This is a genomic window from Dapis brunnea BLCC-M229 (assembly GCF_050015995.1).
Classification (GTDB): Bacteria; Cyanobacteriota; Cyanobacteriia; order Cyanobacteriales; family Microcoleaceae; genus Trichodesmium.
In genome coordinates, this window is sequence record NZ_JBNHEP010000238.1 from 1 (window position 1) to 17897 (window position 17897).

General features: G+C 33.5%; 9 protein-coding genes and 1 pseudogene. 5 read left to right on the top strand and 5 right to left on the bottom strand.

The features are described 5' to 3' along the window. Nucleotides 1-537: 537 nt before the first annotated feature. Together ACP6PM_RS27495 and ACP6PM_RS27500 are read right to left on the bottom strand one after the other, a co-directional pair. The gene (locus tag ACP6PM_RS27495; RefSeq protein ID WP_426590077.1) at nucleotides 538-2304 is read right to left on the bottom strand and encodes a sensor histidine kinase; all 1767 of its coding nucleotides are present in this window, start codon (nucleotides 2302-2304) and stop codon (nucleotides 538-540) included. A gap of 792 nt (nucleotides 2305-3096) precedes the next feature. Continuing rightward, on the bottom strand, nucleotides 3097-4434 hold the full coding sequence (locus tag ACP6PM_RS27500; protein ID WP_426590078.1) for a response regulator: 1338 nt from the start codon (nucleotides 4432-4434) through the stop codon (nucleotides 3097-3099). A gap of 787 nt (nucleotides 4435-5221) precedes the next feature. Between ACP6PM_RS27500 and ACP6PM_RS27505 the strand changes: the two genes are divergently transcribed. The 4 genes from ACP6PM_RS27505 to ACP6PM_RS27520 all read left to right on the top strand — a co-directional run bounded on the left by ACP6PM_RS27505 (nucleotide 5222) and on the right by ACP6PM_RS27520 (nucleotide 11655). Then, the gene (locus ACP6PM_RS27505) at nucleotides 5222-6421 is read left to right on the top strand and encodes a glycosyltransferase (protein WP_426590079.1); all 1200 of its coding nucleotides are present in this window, start codon (nucleotides 5222-5224) and stop codon (nucleotides 6419-6421) included. A gap of 962 nt (nucleotides 6422-7383) precedes the next feature. Continuing rightward, complete coding sequence (locus ACP6PM_RS27510) at nucleotides 7384-8481, top strand: CobW family GTP-binding protein (RefSeq protein WP_426590080.1); 1098 nt, start codon at nucleotides 7384-7386, stop codon at nucleotides 8479-8481. 1525 nt (nucleotides 8482-10006) lie between these two features. Beyond that, nucleotides 10007-10465, top strand: a complete 459-nt coding sequence (dtd, locus tag ACP6PM_RS27515; RefSeq protein ID WP_426590081.1) for a D-aminoacyl-tRNA deacylase — start codon at nucleotides 10007-10009, stop codon at nucleotides 10463-10465. Between the two features lie 866 nt (nucleotides 10466-11331). Then, nucleotides 11332-11655 (top strand): DUF1825 family protein, encoded by a 324-nt coding sequence (locus ACP6PM_RS27520; RefSeq protein ID WP_426590082.1) that lies wholly within the window; start codon nucleotides 11332-11334, stop codon nucleotides 11653-11655. 829 nt (nucleotides 11656-12484) lie between these two features. On the opposite strand, the gene ACP6PM_RS27525 is transcribed toward ACP6PM_RS27520, so the two are convergent. Together ACP6PM_RS27525 and ACP6PM_RS27530 are read right to left on the bottom strand one after the other, a co-directional pair. Further along, a complete protein-coding gene (locus tag ACP6PM_RS27525; protein ID WP_426590083.1) occupies nucleotides 12485-14419 on the bottom strand; it encodes a transglycosylase domain-containing protein in 1935 nt (644 codons plus the stop codon). 632 nt (nucleotides 14420-15051) lie between these two features. After that, nucleotides 15052-15357: pseudogene (locus ACP6PM_RS27530) on the bottom strand (transposase); the annotation flags it as partial. Between the two features lie 994 nt (nucleotides 15358-16351). Here ACP6PM_RS27530 and tyrS point away from each other — a divergent pair. Beyond that, on the top strand, nucleotides 16352-17569 hold the full coding sequence (gene tyrS, locus ACP6PM_RS27535; RefSeq protein ID WP_426590084.1) for a tyrosine--tRNA ligase: 1218 nt from the start codon (nucleotides 16352-16354) through the stop codon (nucleotides 17567-17569). A 106-nt stretch (nucleotides 17570-17675) separates the two neighbouring features. Here tyrS and ACP6PM_RS27540 read toward each other — a convergent pair. Further along, nucleotides 17676-17897, bottom strand: a 222-nt coding sequence (locus ACP6PM_RS27540) for a hypothetical protein (protein WP_426590085.1), incomplete at its 5' end; no start/stop codon positions are given.

Sequence of the window (17897 nt, forward strand, 5' to 3'; positions counted from 1 at the left end):
ATTTTCCAATCTCCCTATCAATCTTTAGACCTCTCCAGAAAAGAGGGAGTAGGAAGTAGGGAGTAGGGGGAAAGAATTGATAATTTTTGCGTATGGAATTGATTGGATTTTTGATTATCACCAGATGTCTTTTGGTAGCAAACATTAACGTATTTAATATAATAATCCTGGACTAAGGAGAGGCTTTATACATTAATTTTTCGGTAAACATTCAGGTAGATCACCTTTCCTACGGAATGCTACGCAAACAGCTTTTCTTTGGTAATATGAAATAGAAAAAATTGTGCTAGTTACGAATTTTCCAATCTCCCTATCAATCTTTAGACCTCTCCAGAAAAGAGGGAGTAGGAAGTAGGGAGTAGGGGGAAAGAATTGATAATTTTTGCGTATGGAATTGATTGGATTTTTGATTATCACCAGATGTCTTTTGGTAGCAAACATTAACGTATTTAATATAATAATCCTGGACTAAGTAATTAATGAAGAAGATTATCTAATAATAGCTGAAGGCTCAATGCTGACAAAATTAGTTATCTACTATGCTATTTGAAAAACTTTCTGTCTAATAGGAATCTGAATAATGAATTCTGCTCCCTTTCCAAGCTGAGAATTACATAATAACTTTCCGCCATGTTTTTCCACAACAATTTGATAACTAATGGATAGCCCTAACCCAGTTCCTTTATCTGAAGATTTAGTTGTAAAGAAGGAATCGAATAGTTTTTTCTTAACCTCTTCAGTCATACCAAAACCATTATCTGCAATAGAAATTACCACCCACTCCTTATTTAAAACTTTAGTACAAATTTTAATTTTATTCGGATTTTTCCTAACTTTTATTGGTGTGGGTTGATTCTTAGATTCATCCAGCGAGTCAATAGCATTACTCAAAATGTTCATTAATACTTGGTGCAGTTGACCAGCACAAAAATCTACTAATGGTAATTCTTGATATTCTTTAATAATTTTGATTTTTGGAGAAGAAGTTTTGGCTTGAATACGGTTATCTAAAAGCATCAACGTACTATCAATTGCTTCATGGATATCAACTGGTTTAATTTCTGGTTTTTCAAACCGAGAAAAATTACGCATTGACTTAACTATTTGATAAATCCTTTCTGTTCCTATCTTCATGGAGCCAATAATTCCATCAAGGTCTTTCTTGACAAAATCAAGGTCAATTTCTGCTATTTTATTTTGAATTTCTGCTGTAGGATGAGGATATTGCTGGTGATATATTTCTAGCAATTCTAGTATGTCTTGAATATACTCTTGAGCTGGAGTAATATTTCCATGAATAAAGTGAATAGGGTTGTTAATTTCATGGGCGACACCAGCTACCATTTGTCCTAAGCTAGACATTTTTTCTGTGTGCAGTAATTGAGCATGAGTCGTTTGAAGTTTTTCTAGGGTTGTTTGCTGTTCGGCGAGGGCTTTTTCTAAACGTTCAGATTGAATTAATGTGGATTTCTCTGATACATCTAATAAATGATTTAATGCAGCATTTTCTGATTGAAGCTGTTCAATAATTTTATCTTTATTTCTTTCTTCCTTATGACTAATTTTTTCAGTTTGGCAATCGGAAAAAATTTGACTTTGTTCAAAGGGCAAAAGAGTCATTTTTACAGCTAATGCTAATGGTTTTAATAAATCAATTGTTTCTCTTGGTACTTTAACTCGCAAAAACATTAAAACTACAAACATATTTCCTGAAGGTAATAAACCTCCAAATCCGATTACAGATTTAATATTAAAAGGAATTACAAATGATTCTTGCGCTGGAATATAAGGGCTACCTAAAGCATCAGCTACATAGAAGACATTGTACATTTTTTGTTCTAAGTCAGCCAATAAATTTGGGTCTGCTTCTAACACTTGACCAGGATCTAATCCTAATTGTTGGATTAGCCTTGATATCATCGGAATTTTAGCGATCGCTTCTTTATTTGCTAAGGGAATTGCTTTATGTCCAGATGATTTTTGTCGTAAGTTCCATTCTGATTTTTCTCCGGCAGTAGCCAGTAAAGTTAAGCATTTTAGATTAGGATTTACTGGTTGATTATTTAATATTTTACAAGCATATTCTTGCAGTTCAGAAGTTAGTTTTTCATATGGAATAGTTTGAAACATACGGATTAACACACAGGATTTTTCCTGAGTATTTTTACTAACTAAATTCTCGTAAAAATACTTAATAACTCTGTTACTTACCTCTTCTGTACTATTAGTATTTTTGCCGATATGACGTAAAATTAGCCCACATTCTGACATATCTCTGAGACTAAATTGAGTTAGATCATACATTTTATTTTCTGATTTTCAGGAATTTATTATTTAAGTTTAACATAAGAATATAGCAGTCCTAAATTATTGGTAATAATTTGATAGTTTCCTGTTCCCTGTTCCCTATTCATAGCAAGCTTGAAAACAGAATGTTACAAATAATAAAATGGAAATACTTTAAGCATGATGTCTGTTTGACTACAAAGAAAGTCTTACCCTACTAAAAAATATTGAGAGATTATTTTTCCTAAATCCTGACTTATGCCAATTTGATAAATGTTTATTACTAATGGTACATAAGTTGCATGTAACGTCCCTACTGAAGAGGGAAGAATGAAGAATGAGTAAATGGTGAAAAAAAAGAGGAAAATGATAGAAAAAATTTATAAAATGAATTGGAAAAGCTATTTTTAAACATCTACGATCGAGATGTAAATTTTTGTAGGATTCTTTTTTAAAAATGGTATTATAAGTATTTGTAGCAAACATTTATCAAACTGGTTTAATACAAATAAAAACAAAGAATTAGACAACAAATAAAGCTTTAAATTTTAGATATAATAAAGAGATTTTGTGGTAGTAAAAGCTAACTATATCTATTATTTATCGCCTGTTTTTATAGATATGTTTAATAGTCAAATAAAAATTTATAATCATAGTATTAAGAATCAGATAGTCAAATATAACGATTAATTATAAGTAGGAATAAATCCTCAATTTTATCCTTATACTAAGGGATTAACAGTCTATTTATCTGAATTAAAACTAGATACTAAAAATAATTATGAAATTATTGATGATGGTTTTTCTGCTTTAAATTGGCAACTTAATAACAAACTCTGTTCCTTGTTTAGGAAGAGAATTGCATTCTAACCTTCCCCTATGCTTTTCTACTACAATTAAGTGATTAATAGACAAGCCTAGACTATTTCTTTTATTACTAGGTTTGAGACCTTCAAAAGCTTCAGAAAGTTTATCTTTTAGATGTGCTAGCATTCCCAGTCCATTATCAGCTATGATAATTTCTACTTCATCGGATTGAATAACTGAAGTAGTAATACTAATTCGATTAGGATTTTGCAAAATTTCGTGATAAGTTCGATTTTTTTTATAATTATATTCTTCCAAAGAGTCAATAGCATTTACTAACAAATTGATAAACACTTGATTTAAAGCATGAGGATAACAATTAATCTTAGGTAAATATCCATAATTTTTGACAATTTCAATCTCTGGACGCTGATTATTAGCTTTCAATCTATGCTGTAAAATTTTCAGGTTACTTTCCATAGCATCATTAATATCAAAAGGTACTTTAGACATACTATCTGCCCTAGCAAAACTCCGCAATGATACACTGGTTTCCCTAATTCGATCACTAGCTAATTTGATAGAAGATAACATTTTAGGTAGTTCTTCGATCAGAAAATCTATATCCATTTTTTCCGCATCTGTTTCAATTGTTAAACCAGGGTGAGGAAATTGCTTTTGATATAGTTTGATGTGATTAATAATTGTTTGGAGATATGTTTCAGCCAAAGTAATATTTCCAACAACTATACTAACTGGATTATTAAGCTCATGGGCAATACCAGTAATTAATTCACCAATACTAGACATTTGCTCACTTTTAATCAGTTGGATTTGAGTCTCTTGTAGCTCGGCTAGAGATTGAGAAAGTTCGGCAGTTCTTTCCTTTACCCTTTCTTCTAATTCAACCTTGGCTTTTTGCAATTCAATTTCTGCTTTAGTCCGTTCTTGAATCTCCTCTTTTAAGCGTATATGTATATTAATTCTCGCTAAAAGTTCTTCTTCCTTAAAAGGTTTAATAATATAGTCTACTGCTCCCAATTTTAGACCTCTGACTTTCTCCTGAGATTCAGAAATAGAAGTCATAAAAATAACTGGAATATTTTTAGTTTTTTCTGAAGATTGCAAACAACTACAAGTTTCAAAACCATTCATTTTCGGCATTAGTACATCTAATAAAATCAAATCTGGTAATTCGTTTTTTAGCTTTTCAAGCGCCATTTCTCCATTCTCTGCTACTATGACATTAAAGCCAGATATTTTTAATAAATTTGACATGAGTTTAAGATTCAGTTTTTGATCGTCCACAATCATAATTGTGTATTCTTTTTTCTGATTCATGGAAACTCCTCTACAGTTCTTGATTAACTAAAATTGATAACTTTTTCTAAAAATCCTAAATGACCTATCACAAATATATCTAGATTTATCTGGAGCATAACCAACCTAAATTAACAGCAAGTTGGGGATAACTTATGACAAAGTTAACCAATTAAAGTACACTATCTAAATCTAGTACCCGCACCCAGAAAAAAATGACAAATAAAATAGAACTTTTATAGCATGATTATTAATTATATTAACATTTTTCTGAAAGCAATAGCGATAAAAATTGTCTACAGTGTAATTACGATTTTATTGCCGCTTGTATTGAAAAAAAAACCAGAGAATAAAAATCTCAAAAATCTCAACTATTACTAAGCTTGTCATAAATAAAGTTAACTTTGAAAAGAAGGTAGGAGAGCTAAGAATCTAGTAAAATGTATATCATGTCCTTTAGTATCGGAGCCTATAAACGGTTGGGAAATATCTACCAAGACGTCAGTTTTTCCTTCTTTCAAATCTTCTTACCTCTTCCTTCTTCAGACCTGACAATATATAATACGGATGCTACCGGAAATAATATTATACCATTTCACAGAATTCAGAATTCAGAATTCAGAAGTTAGATTGGATAGGCTAAAAACTTTGACAATATCAAGGTTTGAGGCAATTATTTGACATTTAAAGTTTAAAATTATTTGTGACATCTTTAAAGTGAATTGGTATACTTGCTTTAGCTCTATTTGCACCATTATTTTTCCTACGTAATTACCAAAACACCCAAAGATTTAGGAGTAATAATCCATTGCACATAATTATTGAAGGTTGGCGTTTTTTACCCCACTCCTACGCGATCGTCAATCAATTCCAACTGCTAGAAATGCTCAAGCGACCCCAACTAAAAATTTACCATCAGGATATGCCTTACATTAGCAAAAGTTGGCAACCCGTCACAGGTTTATTTCCCCAAAATTCAGAAACAGCATTACGCAACATCCCCAACCGATCACCACAACAAGCAGCAGATGCCACATTACGGATGTATGCTCCGTTTAATCTCAATTCCTCAACAAGCAACCGCACAGCAATTTTTGGTTGTACTGAGTGGGGAATCGTCACCAAATCTATTATCAAAGGAATGGGTGTAAACTCCTTTGCAGAAGCTCATGCTCAATCAGATACTATTATTATTACTCCGTCTCACTGGTCAAAAGAGGGGTTTATTCGTAGTGGCGCTGAGGAAAGTCGGGTTGCGGTTGTACCTCTGGGTGTTAACCCAAATATTTATCATCCTTTACCAATAGATGAGAGAAATACTCTGCGCCAAAAATTGGGCATTGATAATTGTTTTGTCTTTCTCAACGTTGGGGTGATGTGCAACAGCAGTCAAGGAGTGGGGCGTTTACTCAAAGCATTTGCTACTATTGTTGAGCATTATCCAGATACCAAACTTATCCTTAAAGGTAGGGACGCTATTTTCCCTTCTAAAGATTCTATTGCCAAAGCTGGCAAAGTTGCACTTACTGATGCAGAAATGGAAAGAATACAACCTAAAATCATCTATGTTGGTAAAACTCTTTCATTTCTAGAACTGGCCCAACTTTATCAAGTTGCTGATGCTTATGTATCTCCCTATTTAGCAGAAGGATTTAATTTGCCAGTATTAGAAGCAGCGGGTTGCGGTTTACCAGTAATATGTACAAGAGGTGGCCCCACAGATGATTTTACTAACCCCAACTTTGCCTTAGCAATTGATAGTCAACTCCAGACTAGTCATACCAAAGATGGAGAAATCCTCCGGTTTGTTCTGCCAGAACAAGACCATCTAGTTGAGTTAATGCAAACAATAATTGAAAATACTTTATTTAGGGAACAGGCCCGCAAAGCTGGCCCTCTATGGATAGTCCAAAATTTTACTTGGAAGCAGGTGGTAGATCGATTATTAGATTTGCTTATACCATCTTTGAAGCTCAGTAGGCCAACCTTTGACCCAATAATTCTTTAAAATGTTCATCCTCTGGCTAATTCAAAATACTCAGGACTTGCCCACGCAAACCCAAAAACCAAGGTAAGCATTCAGCTATTACCAGTCAGCTCTCAGCTTTTCCTGGTTCATGCTGCGCCAAAAGATGCATGAAAGTAATAACCTACTAAGTTTAGCTGATACCTTTTTCGTGTCAGACTTTTTATTCTTCTTGGAGACTAATCCAAGAGGCAGCTCCTATGTTAGTGCAGCTCCTCCGCAGGATGCAAGAGGCTAGCTGACGGCTGAATGCTTACAAAACATAAGTTTTTCCCAGATGTCTATTAGACATCTGCAATAATAAAAAATAAAATTAATTATCTCATATAAATCATCAATTCTTTCTTCTTATTCCCTACTGTCTGCTCCCTAGTTCCTATTTTATGGAGATTTTCTATTATTCAAACCAAGGATTTATTATAGGAACCAAGTTTCTTTAATTAAGTATTAATTATAATACCAAATATCAAAAATTTTGCTAAATCTGATTGGGTGTAGAAGTGTGGAGAGTTACGAACAATTTTACCCACCTATTGATTAATTTAGCTTTTTCTTCCTTTGGAAGTATAGAAGTTCCTACTATAATAATCCTACTGGCCTAGCTAGAAAGCAAATATCTCTGTTTATCTATATTCTGTAGGACAGCTTCAAGTTTAATTGAAAGGTAACATGACAAAAAAATAAGGTATCAAGTCTCCGCTTTTATAGCGCTTTTCACAAAGGTAGACTACAAAACTTTTACCAAATGAACCTCTGCCTTCTGCCTTTAAACAAAAATCTCTGTATTCTATGTTAATGAAAACTGCTATAAGAGGATTAAAAAAATCAACCTCAGTATTTCAATTATCCGGCTTCAGCGGTCAGTAGTTATAACTGAAATGACTACTTTTTTTGTCATTAATACCAATCAACAATCAAGATTAACCTAATTTGAGAGGAAGACTATGCAATCAACAACTACTCAATTATATACCTCAAATATGGATATACCAAAACATGGTTTACCAGTAACAATAATTTCGGGTTTTCTGGGGAGTGGTAAAACTACTTTACTTAACCATATATTGCAAAATCAAGAGGGTGTAAAAACTGCTGTTTTGGTAAATGAATTTGGAGAAATTGGGATTGATAATGAGTTAATTGTTTCTACTGATGGAGATGACACAATGGTGGAACTTAGTAATGGTTGTGTTTGCTGTACTATTAATGATGATTTGGTAAATGCAGTTTATCAAGTTTTAGAAAGACCAGATAAAATAGATTATATGGTGGTAGAAACTACTGGTTTAGCTGACCCGTTGCCAGTAGCTTTAACTTTTTTAGGAACTGAGTTACGAGATATGACTCGCCTAGATTCAATTATTACTTTGGTAGATGCTGCTAACTATAGTCTCGATTTATTTAATAGTCAAGCAGCATATAGTCAAATTGTCTATGGTGATATTATTTTGTTGAATAAAACTGACTTGGTAAATGAAGCTGATTTAGATTTATTAGACGTGAAAATTAGGGATATTAAAAAGGATGCTAGAATTATTAAAACTAGGCAATCGCAAGTAGCTTTACCGTTAATTTTGAGTGTAGGTTTGTTCGAGTCAGATAAGTATTTTGAAGAAATAGAAGCTCATAGCCATGACCATGACCATGAACATGACCATGAACATCATCACCATCACGACCATGACCATGACCATGAACATCATCACCATCACGACCATGACCATGACCATCATCACCATCATTCTGACCACTTAGAAAATGATGGATTTACTTCTATTTCTTTTCAAACCGATAAGCCTCTTTCTCTTAAGAAATTCCAAGATTTTTTGGATAATAAATTACCTGCAAATGTCTTCCGAGCTAAGGGTATTTTATGGTTTGAAGAAAGCTCTCTACGACATATATTCCACTTAAGTGGCAAGCGGTTTAGTATTAATGACGATGAGTGGAAAGGTAGTCATAAAAATCAGTTGGTTTTGATTGGTCAAAACTTAGACCATGAGAAGTTGCGATCGCAATTAGAAGACTGTGTTATCTCCTAAAAACTAATAAATAAGGAAAACTTAAGCAGGAATAAGGTAATAAATTTATCAATCAGCACTCAGCAATTAGCAAATATTTGAAAGCTGAGTGCTGAACACTGAAGATTATCAATAGTGAAGCCAGAAGTTATACCAATTATTATAAATTTTGCTATACTTGGATTTTATATTTCTAAATATTATTTGTTTGACTGAGATCCTATTTATACTTCTTTTTAAGCTGATTTTTTTTGACTTTTAAGTATAGCAATACTTTTGATACTTGACAGTTTTAATAAATATTTAGTACAAGTATAAAACTTATGATATTACCTTTTTATTTGTCGAAAATTTTTGCTTTGATTTAGAGATAAAACTTATTATCTTTCCGGGTTTTTCCTTTCCTTATTCTTTATTCTTGGTTGTTCTTTCTTCCTTGCCTAGACTATTTGTATAGCAATTCCCATGCTGGTAATGTACAAAATTCGTTGGTTTTAGAGAGTAGGTAGGGAGGTTCCATACAACAGGAGTAGGTATTAGGTATTAGTAATTCGGGTTCGGTGGGAATAGCAAAGAAGAAAAACAACTGTACCTCAGTAACTTGAGAAACCCTATAATACCATTTATCAAAAGTCATGCTATACTTATAAATTGCTAAAATAACCATCAAAATAACAAATATTATTAAAGACTTATATCACCTCAATAAATAGTATTTAGAAATAAAATTTCCAAGTACAGCAAAATTTTTGAGAATTGGTATAACATTATTTTTGAATCCATGGTATTCTATCATTTTCGGTTCAATCCTTATTATTAAGATTGCAAGGGAGTAGAGATTAAGTAGTAGGGAGTAAAGGATAAATTAAAATATATCCAATCTTTTTCTCCTAAGTGGAAAATACTTGATATTTTTTTGATAAATAGTAAATAGGAAATAATAGGGAAAAGTACAGAGAGTAGGGAGTTTTCATGGAACCTCTTCAGCAAAGTATTTTATCTATAACTAATATTATTTCCGGATAATTAGCATTCAAAAAAATTTTCTCTTCCCTATTCTCCTTGAGTTGATTTCTTCTTCCTATTCCCTGCTCCCTATCATCATTTATATCAAATCAGCTAGTATCGTTACAGTTCAATATCATAGGGGTTTGGTCACCAAAAACCTACCAAACATGGAGTTTTTGCCAATACTGATACTAGAATATCCCAACTGCAAACTAAACGGATTTGATATTACTTATAACTATTCAAACAGACATATATAAATTATAGGAATTAGGAATCATATGTGATAATTTGATTGTTCCCTAAAACTCTATTAAGATAGCAGTTATCTTATACATAAGATGTATTTTTTATTTCTTCCTCTTTCCCAGTTAACTGTTCTCTAAAAGTCTACAATATCTCACAAATAAAATAAGATTTATATATCATATTCTGATATTGAATATCAAAATATTTTCCTTTAAATAATTTATCAAAACTATTTGAAAATTACAAAAAAAAACGTTTTTTAACTTTTCACTTTTTACTTAAATAAATTATGCGAGTTGTTATCCAAAGAGTTAATTTTTCTCAGGTAAAAGTAAATGGAGAAATTGTCGGTAAAATTGGCAAAGGATTAAATTTACTTGTTGGTATTGCCACAACTGATACAGAAGCAGAAATAGATTGGATGGTGCGTAAATGTCTAGATATGCGTTTATTTCCTGACCCAGATAGTAATAATAACCGTTGGGAAAAATCTGTGAAAGATATAGATGGTGAATTGTTAATAGTTAGTCAATTTACTCTCTATGGAGACTGTCGTAAAGGTCGTCGCCCATCTTTTGATAATTCTGCATCTCCTGATGTTGCTAAACAACTTTATCAGCTATTTGTAGAGCAATTAAAATTGAGTGGTTTAAAGGTAGAAACTGGTATTTTTGGAGCAATGATGCAAGTTGAAATTGAGAATGATGGTCCAGTAACTTTGTTGTTAGAAAGAGAAGCTATTCAATAATTAATAATTAACAATTAATAATTAATAATTAATAATTATTGAAGAAGAATTCAGAAGTCAGAATTCAGGAGTCAGAATCAATTAGTGGGGGATTCAGACCCACCACTAATTGAAGACCACTAAATCTTCGATTTAGTGGGGGTCTTATACCATTTCTCAAAAATAATGCTATATCTAATTGGGTGGAGGAGTGTCGTCTGTGTGGGGGGTGGTGGATGAGTAAAAGTACGAACAATCAATATTAACCGATTAATAATTGTCTTTAACAGGCTTTCAATCTTGGTAAATATTTAACTTTTGAAGTATAGCTGAAGCGTAGCATTACTTTTAGTAATTGGTATTAAACCCGTTTATTCATCCGCCAGTTGCACAGAATTCAATTCTGAATTCTGGCTCCTGACTCCTGAATTCTATTTTGATAATTAATAATTATTACCTCTTCTTAATAAAGAATAGGATTTGCTAAAAGGATTTTTTTTTCTTTTTTATCCATGAATGGAGAGGCTTTATAGCTTAATTTTTCGGTAATAAATTATTCTGATAAGTTAAGAATATAGTCACTATGTCAAATAAGGAAAAGAAAAAAAGGAAGTAACGTGATATATAACCTGATAATTACTATATAAGCATTTCCTGGGAAATACTTACATTACTATAAATAAAATTTCTGGTTTGACGAACTAAAATATAGGTATTTCCACACTATTCTTACTCAATATCTAAGACGCAATTAATGTTATACTTAAGTAATTAATGGTACTGCCCAATTAACAGATATCAGATTGATATCATAATTGTCGTTTTATAGGTTTCCAACCTGTAAAAGTTTAGTTAATCTAATATTAGAGTTTTAAAAAAGGAAAGCTATGGGATTCTTTGATTCAGAAGTAGTTCAACAAGAAGCAAAAAAATTATTTGAGGATTATCAATCTTTGATTATGCTAGGAAGTAATTATGGCAAATTTGACCGAGAAGGGAAAAAGATGTATATCAATCAAATGGAAGCTATGATGGATAGATACCGTATTTTTATGAAGCGATTTGAGTTATCGGAAGATTTCATGGCTCAAATGACCATGGAACAACTCAAAACTCAGTTAAATCAATTCGGTATTACTCCTCAACAAATGTTCGATCAAATGCATATAACTTTAGAAAGAATGAAATCAGAACTGGAAAAGCAGTCCTGATTTAATCAAGATGAATAACCGCTGATTAATCGCAATTTAATATGCTGGGCAAACCATACAAAGAAGTTGGGAAGAAAGCTGCTTACTTTCTTGATTGAATCTTGAGAAAGAAGCAGTTTTCTTCCAGCCATACTGTTTATTTAGTTATTTAGGGTTTACTGAAAATTTAGTAAGTGTGAGGAGAGGGAACAGGGAAAAATTTTTGCTACTTCAACCACATTACTGAGGCATAATTTCAATAATTAATAATTAATTATTAATTATTACCTCTCCTTGAAAAGAAGAGGATTGACTCAAAGGAAAAATTTTTCTTGTTTCTCCTTTAAAGAAGAGGCTTTAAACCTTAATTTTTCGGTAAAAATAAGTTCTACAAATTTTATCTGAAATCGATTGTGAAATCTAGCTTCCATCAAAAAAACTGTAATGGTTATTCTTACACGACTCCTAAGTGCATTAGTGAGTGATAGTATGAAATCCTATTTATTGAACTTTTTGAACCTTTAATATTTCTCAAAAGCCCGACTATCAAAGTTTCAAATTTATTCAGCATACTCCATCTCCCAAACTTTCCCTACCTAACACCAAAAAATTGTTAATTTAGCAATATTTTTTGAAACTGGCATAAAATAGCTCTACATAATGGGACTTACACAAAATAGAAGTAAAAAATAGGCTCAAATATAGACAGGCAAAGGTTTTTACCTCAAAAAGGCATAAATCCTTAATTACCAAGGGTTCTAGACATTTTTATTGCCTTGACGTAATTCCCTTATATATAGTGACTTTCAGCCATTTTTTGACCTAAAAATGTTTAAATACCAATAAAAAACTAGGGCCTCTCAAACTTATATGCTGGAGGAAAATACTCTTTACGCATACCCCTCATAGCTTGGTTCATAAAATCACGCCAGATAGGTGCAACAGTAGTTCCCCCAGTAGCTCCATAGTTTAGTGGTCGGTAATCATCATTACCTACCCAAACAGCAGTTGACAACTGAGGAGTATAGCCAACAAACCAAACATCCCTTTCCGAAGAAGTCGTACCAGTTTTTCCAGCAGCTTGACGACTCATTTTAGCCCTAGTAGCAGTACCTCGTTCAATTACCCCCACTAATACACTATTAAGTGATGCTACAGCCCACTGATTCAGAACCAATTTAGGTTTAGGAGTATTGTCCAACAACACATTTCCACTAGTATCTGTCACCTGGACAATAAACGTCGTATCAGAATGCCAACCATTATTAGCAAAAGTCGCATAAGCACCCGCCATCTCCAGAGGTGTCAAATCAACAGAACCCAGTGGTAAAGAAATCACAGGTTCCATCGGACTTTTAATTCCCAAAATCCGACAAACCTCAATTACTTTATTAAGTCCGACAGACTGACCAATTTTAACAGCAGGTATATTCAGAGAAGACTGTAAAGCCTTACGAATACTAACTGCCCCAGAATATCCACCCCCATAATTTCGAGGGGAGTAGTAACCATCACCATCTCGATAACTAACACGAGTATCCATCACTATCGAATATGGCGAAAATCTACCCGAAGCAAAAGCAGTATAGTAAACAAAAGGTTTAAACGAAGAACCAGGTTGCCTGCGAGCTTGAACAGCACGATTATATTGACTATTCTTAAAATCTGCCCCACCAACCATTGCCTTAACAAAGTGGGTGCGTGGGTCAACAGCCACCAATGCTAATTGACCTTTGTCCCAACTCCGATAAAGCCCACGGTAATATAATATTTGATGCCATTCAGTCACAGTTCTCTCTGCCATCCGTTGGAAGTTCATATCAATAGTAGTTTGTATCCGCATTCCTCCCTTAAGAACAGCATCTTTACCAAACCTTTCAGTTAACTCCTGAATAACTGCATTAGTAATATAAGGAAGTTTACTTTCACGAAAAGACGTCACTTTACCCACTAACAATGGTTGTTTGAGAGCCTCTGCTTCCTCCTCAGCAGTAATCCAATTTAGTTCTCGCATCCTCGCTAGAACAGTTGCCTGACGTTGCTTAGACTTTTGGTAATTAATAAAAGGGCTATATTGTTCTGGTGCAGGAATCATACCTGCCATCAAGGCAGCTTCGGCCAAAGTTAAATCCTTAGAAGACTTATTAAAATAGCTTTTAGATGCAGTTTCAACTCCATATAGATTATGACCCCAGTAAATTTGGTTGAGGTATAATTCTAAAACCTCATTTTTGGCCAGAATTTGTTCCATTCTAATTGCCAAAACCGCTTCAGCTACTTTCCGACTAAGTTTGGCTGTTGGAGATAAAAACAAATTTTTCACCAACTGCATAGTCACAGTCGAACCACCTTCAACAGTTCTACCCCGCTCCAAGTTGGCCACAAAAGCACGCATAATTCCAATGGGATAAATGCCGTGGTGATTGTAGAAGTTACTATCCTCGATCGCTAGAACTGCTCGTTTTAAGTCTGGAGAAATTTGGTTTAGAGGTATGACCTCTCGGTTAGCCTCGTCATGGAGACTTGCCAGGGGTCTACCTTTAATATCATATATATGAGTTGTTTCTGAAGGTGTATAATTTTTTAGCACCCTTACATCTGGCAGATTACGGAAGCTGATAGCTAAACCTACTAATCCGCCAGCAACTAATGAGCTAGTCAGCATGGTAATGCCTAATACTGTACCTGCTGTAACTTTACTTACAGATTGAACAAACTCGAATACTGGTGAAGGTTCAGAGTTAGATTTTTTAGTTTGTTTGTTTGGGAGAGCGTTGGTGGACACTTTGATTTAACTTCCTTGGCGAGACTTCAGATTTTTGAGGTTAATTGATATGCTGATGAGCAATTTCATTGATAACTTTTAATTTTTTTTGGAGAGTAATTTCTTCTTCAATGTGATAATGAGTTAATAACTCATAGCTTAATTTCAAGGCTCTGGCTTCAGCGGTCGGTACTGATAATTGTTAGCGAAGCTCCTCCGTAGGAGGCTGAGTGACAACTGAAATGATTTTCAAAGTCAAGCTATATAAATTCACTAAGAGTTTGTAAGTTTATAGACAAATATTTATCTATTATCTACTCGCTTTTCCAGGTGTGATTCTGGATGGAATTACTCCTAATCCCTCTATTCGATCCGCATAAGCATGATTCAACTGCCTTTCGTAGTATATTGTAACTGCCGTTGAGGTCAGCATTGATTAACAAGCAATTTTTTGATTTATGTAAACCTCTTTTTATTCTTTGACCACTAAATTTATGTTTGACTTCCTCACTATAATTTGGAATCTTATCAAGATCAAGAAAGCCGGCTTTTGATGTGTAAATTTATTCGTTGATAATTACTTTTATGCCTACTAATTCAGCTTTATATTTCAATTTTTCTATAAATTTATGATGAGGAATTTGCACAAAATTTTAGTTGTTTCTTTTCCCTAAATTAATCTCTTGTTTCCATTTTTGGTTATTTGCTATTACTAAAGTTACAATATGTTTTTCTCGTAGATTATTAATTATTATTCTACTTGCTTGATGTAAATATGTCTCTACCTTAAAATTATGTTTTCTCGTTAATTTATTGATTTTATTTGAGTTAAAACTTTTTTTAGTTTGTTTTTGTAATTTACTCTGTAATTCTCCTTTCTTTTTATTATAAAATTGGTTCATTGACTTTAAAGGTTTACCATTTATTGTAAATGGTTGAAATTCCTTTACATTTGAGGAAACTGTTGCTAAAGAAAGACAAACTTAAATCAATGGCTGCCACTCGATTATTATCTATCGGTTTTCCTGATTCAACTTCATAAACTGCCTCAAATATAATGAATACCCTGAGTTTGTTTTTGTAATTTACTCTGTAATTCTCCTTTCTTTTTATTATAAAATTGGTTCATTGACTTTAAAGGTTTACCATTTATTGTAAATGGTTGAAATTCCTTTACATTTGAGGAAACTGTTGCTAAAGAAAGACAAACTTAAATCAATGGCTGCCACTCGATTATTATCTATCGGTTTTCCTGATTCAACTTCATAAACTGCCTCAAATATAATGAATACCCTGAGCCGTATCAATCGTCACACAGCGACTTTTTAACTTACAGCCTATTCCATGTAAGTGTGGTACAGTGATTCTAGTAGATTTGATTAAAGACATGAAAACTTTATTACATACTTCAAAAACTATTTAAAAATTTAGTGCCACTGTACCTCATCAACCTGTAATTCCCTGTATCTTTGTATCTTGGTAATTTTGGTTTGCCAAGATATTTATTAGGGTTTTTTGAGTAATCTTTGATGGAGGCAAAAAACGAACTCCAACACCTATCTACTAATCTAATTCTTTGACAACTTACCTTACTAGATATTGCTTTATAGTCAACAGACTCTTTAATTAAATGATAAGTTTAGGCCGAGTTTAAATAGTTTCGGTCAAAGATAAATTCTTGTCTAACAATATAATTAACTGCATTAAATAAATTCTCTGATAAAAAGCATAACCTATCGATTTCTTGATAATTAGAATGGCGCTTGCTAATTATATGTTTTTCAACCAGTTTCAACATGGCAGCTCCTGAGTTATTTTTTCTGTCTTTATTGGTCGCCCTACCAGATTCATACACGATCAAACTAAAATAGACATAATTTATCCTCAAAGAGCAAGACGGTAACATAATTATCCGTAAATGTCTATATTTTTATTGAAATCAAATAAGACTAAATGATGACTGATAAATTTACATGGCTACATCGTGGCATCAGCGAAATTTTCCCAGATCAATCAGATTCTCAAGACCCTGATGAAAACTTAATTCAGAGGTTGACCAAATCAGACCATCCTTTGCGGGTTAAATTGGGAATTGACCCCACAGGGGCTGATATCCATTTAGGCCATAGCATCCCAGTTAGGAAACTCCGAGCATTTCAAGATGCTGGACATACAGCAGTATTAATCATAGGAGATTTTACCGCAAGAATTGGCGACCCGACTGGGAAATCTGAAGTCCGACGGCATTTAACTTCTGAGCAAGTAAAGGAAAATGCCAAAACTTATTTAGAGCAAGTCCGGCCAATATTGGATTTTGACACCCCAGGCCGACTAGAAATTCGCTACAACTCAGAATGGTTGGCTAAACTAGATTTGGCAAATATTCTAGAACTTTTGGCAACTATGACCGTGGGACAGATGTTGGCTAAGGAAGGTTTTGCTCTTCGTTATCAACAGGAAAATCCTATCTATATCCATGAGTTTCTCTATCCCCTAATGCAAGGCTATGATTCTGTGGCTGTGGATGCTGATGTGGAATTGGGCGGTACTGACCAAAAGTTTAATATTGCGGTGGGGCGAGATTTACAACGTCATTTTGGTAAGAAGACTCAGTTTGGTTTGTTAATGCCGATTTTGTTGGGGACTGATGGGGTGCAGAAAATGTCTAAGTCTCTGGGAAATTATGTGGGTTTATCGGAAGACCCTTTGAGTATGTATTCTAAGCTGGAGAAAATTCCTGATGACCAGGTAGAAAAGTATTTTGAACTATTGACAAATTTACCTCTTGATGGGTTGCCGGAGAATCCTCGCGAAAGACAAAAATTTTTGGCTTTGGATATTGTGTCTCAGTATCACAGTCAGGAAACTGCTTTGTCAGCTCAAGAAACTGCTGTGAAAATGGTGGTTGAGGGAGATATGAGTCAAACTGGAGCAGTACCAGAATTTTCTTTAGCTTCTGTGGAGTTTCCAGCAAAGTTGTTTTATATTGTTAGCGCTAGTGGTTTGTGTAAGAGTAGTTCTGAGGCTAGGAAGAAAATTGCTGGGGGAGCTGTACGTTTGGATGATGACCGTATTTCAGATCAGAATTTGACTTTTGACTCCCCAGCGGAACTTGATGGTAAGGTTTTACGGGTTGGTAAAAAGAATTTTGTCCGCTTGGTAAGTAATTAACAAGATGGAAATGACTTAAAACTATAACGTATTAGTTTTGCGTTTGACTACTTGGAAAATTGTACAACTGGAAATTTACTTTCCTTTTACTAAAACTCACAGTTTACTAAAACTCACAGTTGGAATTTTTCCGATTCAAAGAGAGGCCAATCTCTGGATGAGAATTATTCAAAACTATAACGTTATAGTTGGGAGTGAAAATCCTCAAAATTCCACAACTCGAAATTTGTCCGACTGAATGCTCAAACTCATACTCCGAAAAATTCAGTAGAAAAAAATTCCGACTAACAGAGACAAAAATCTCTCGATGGAAATTATTCAAAACTAT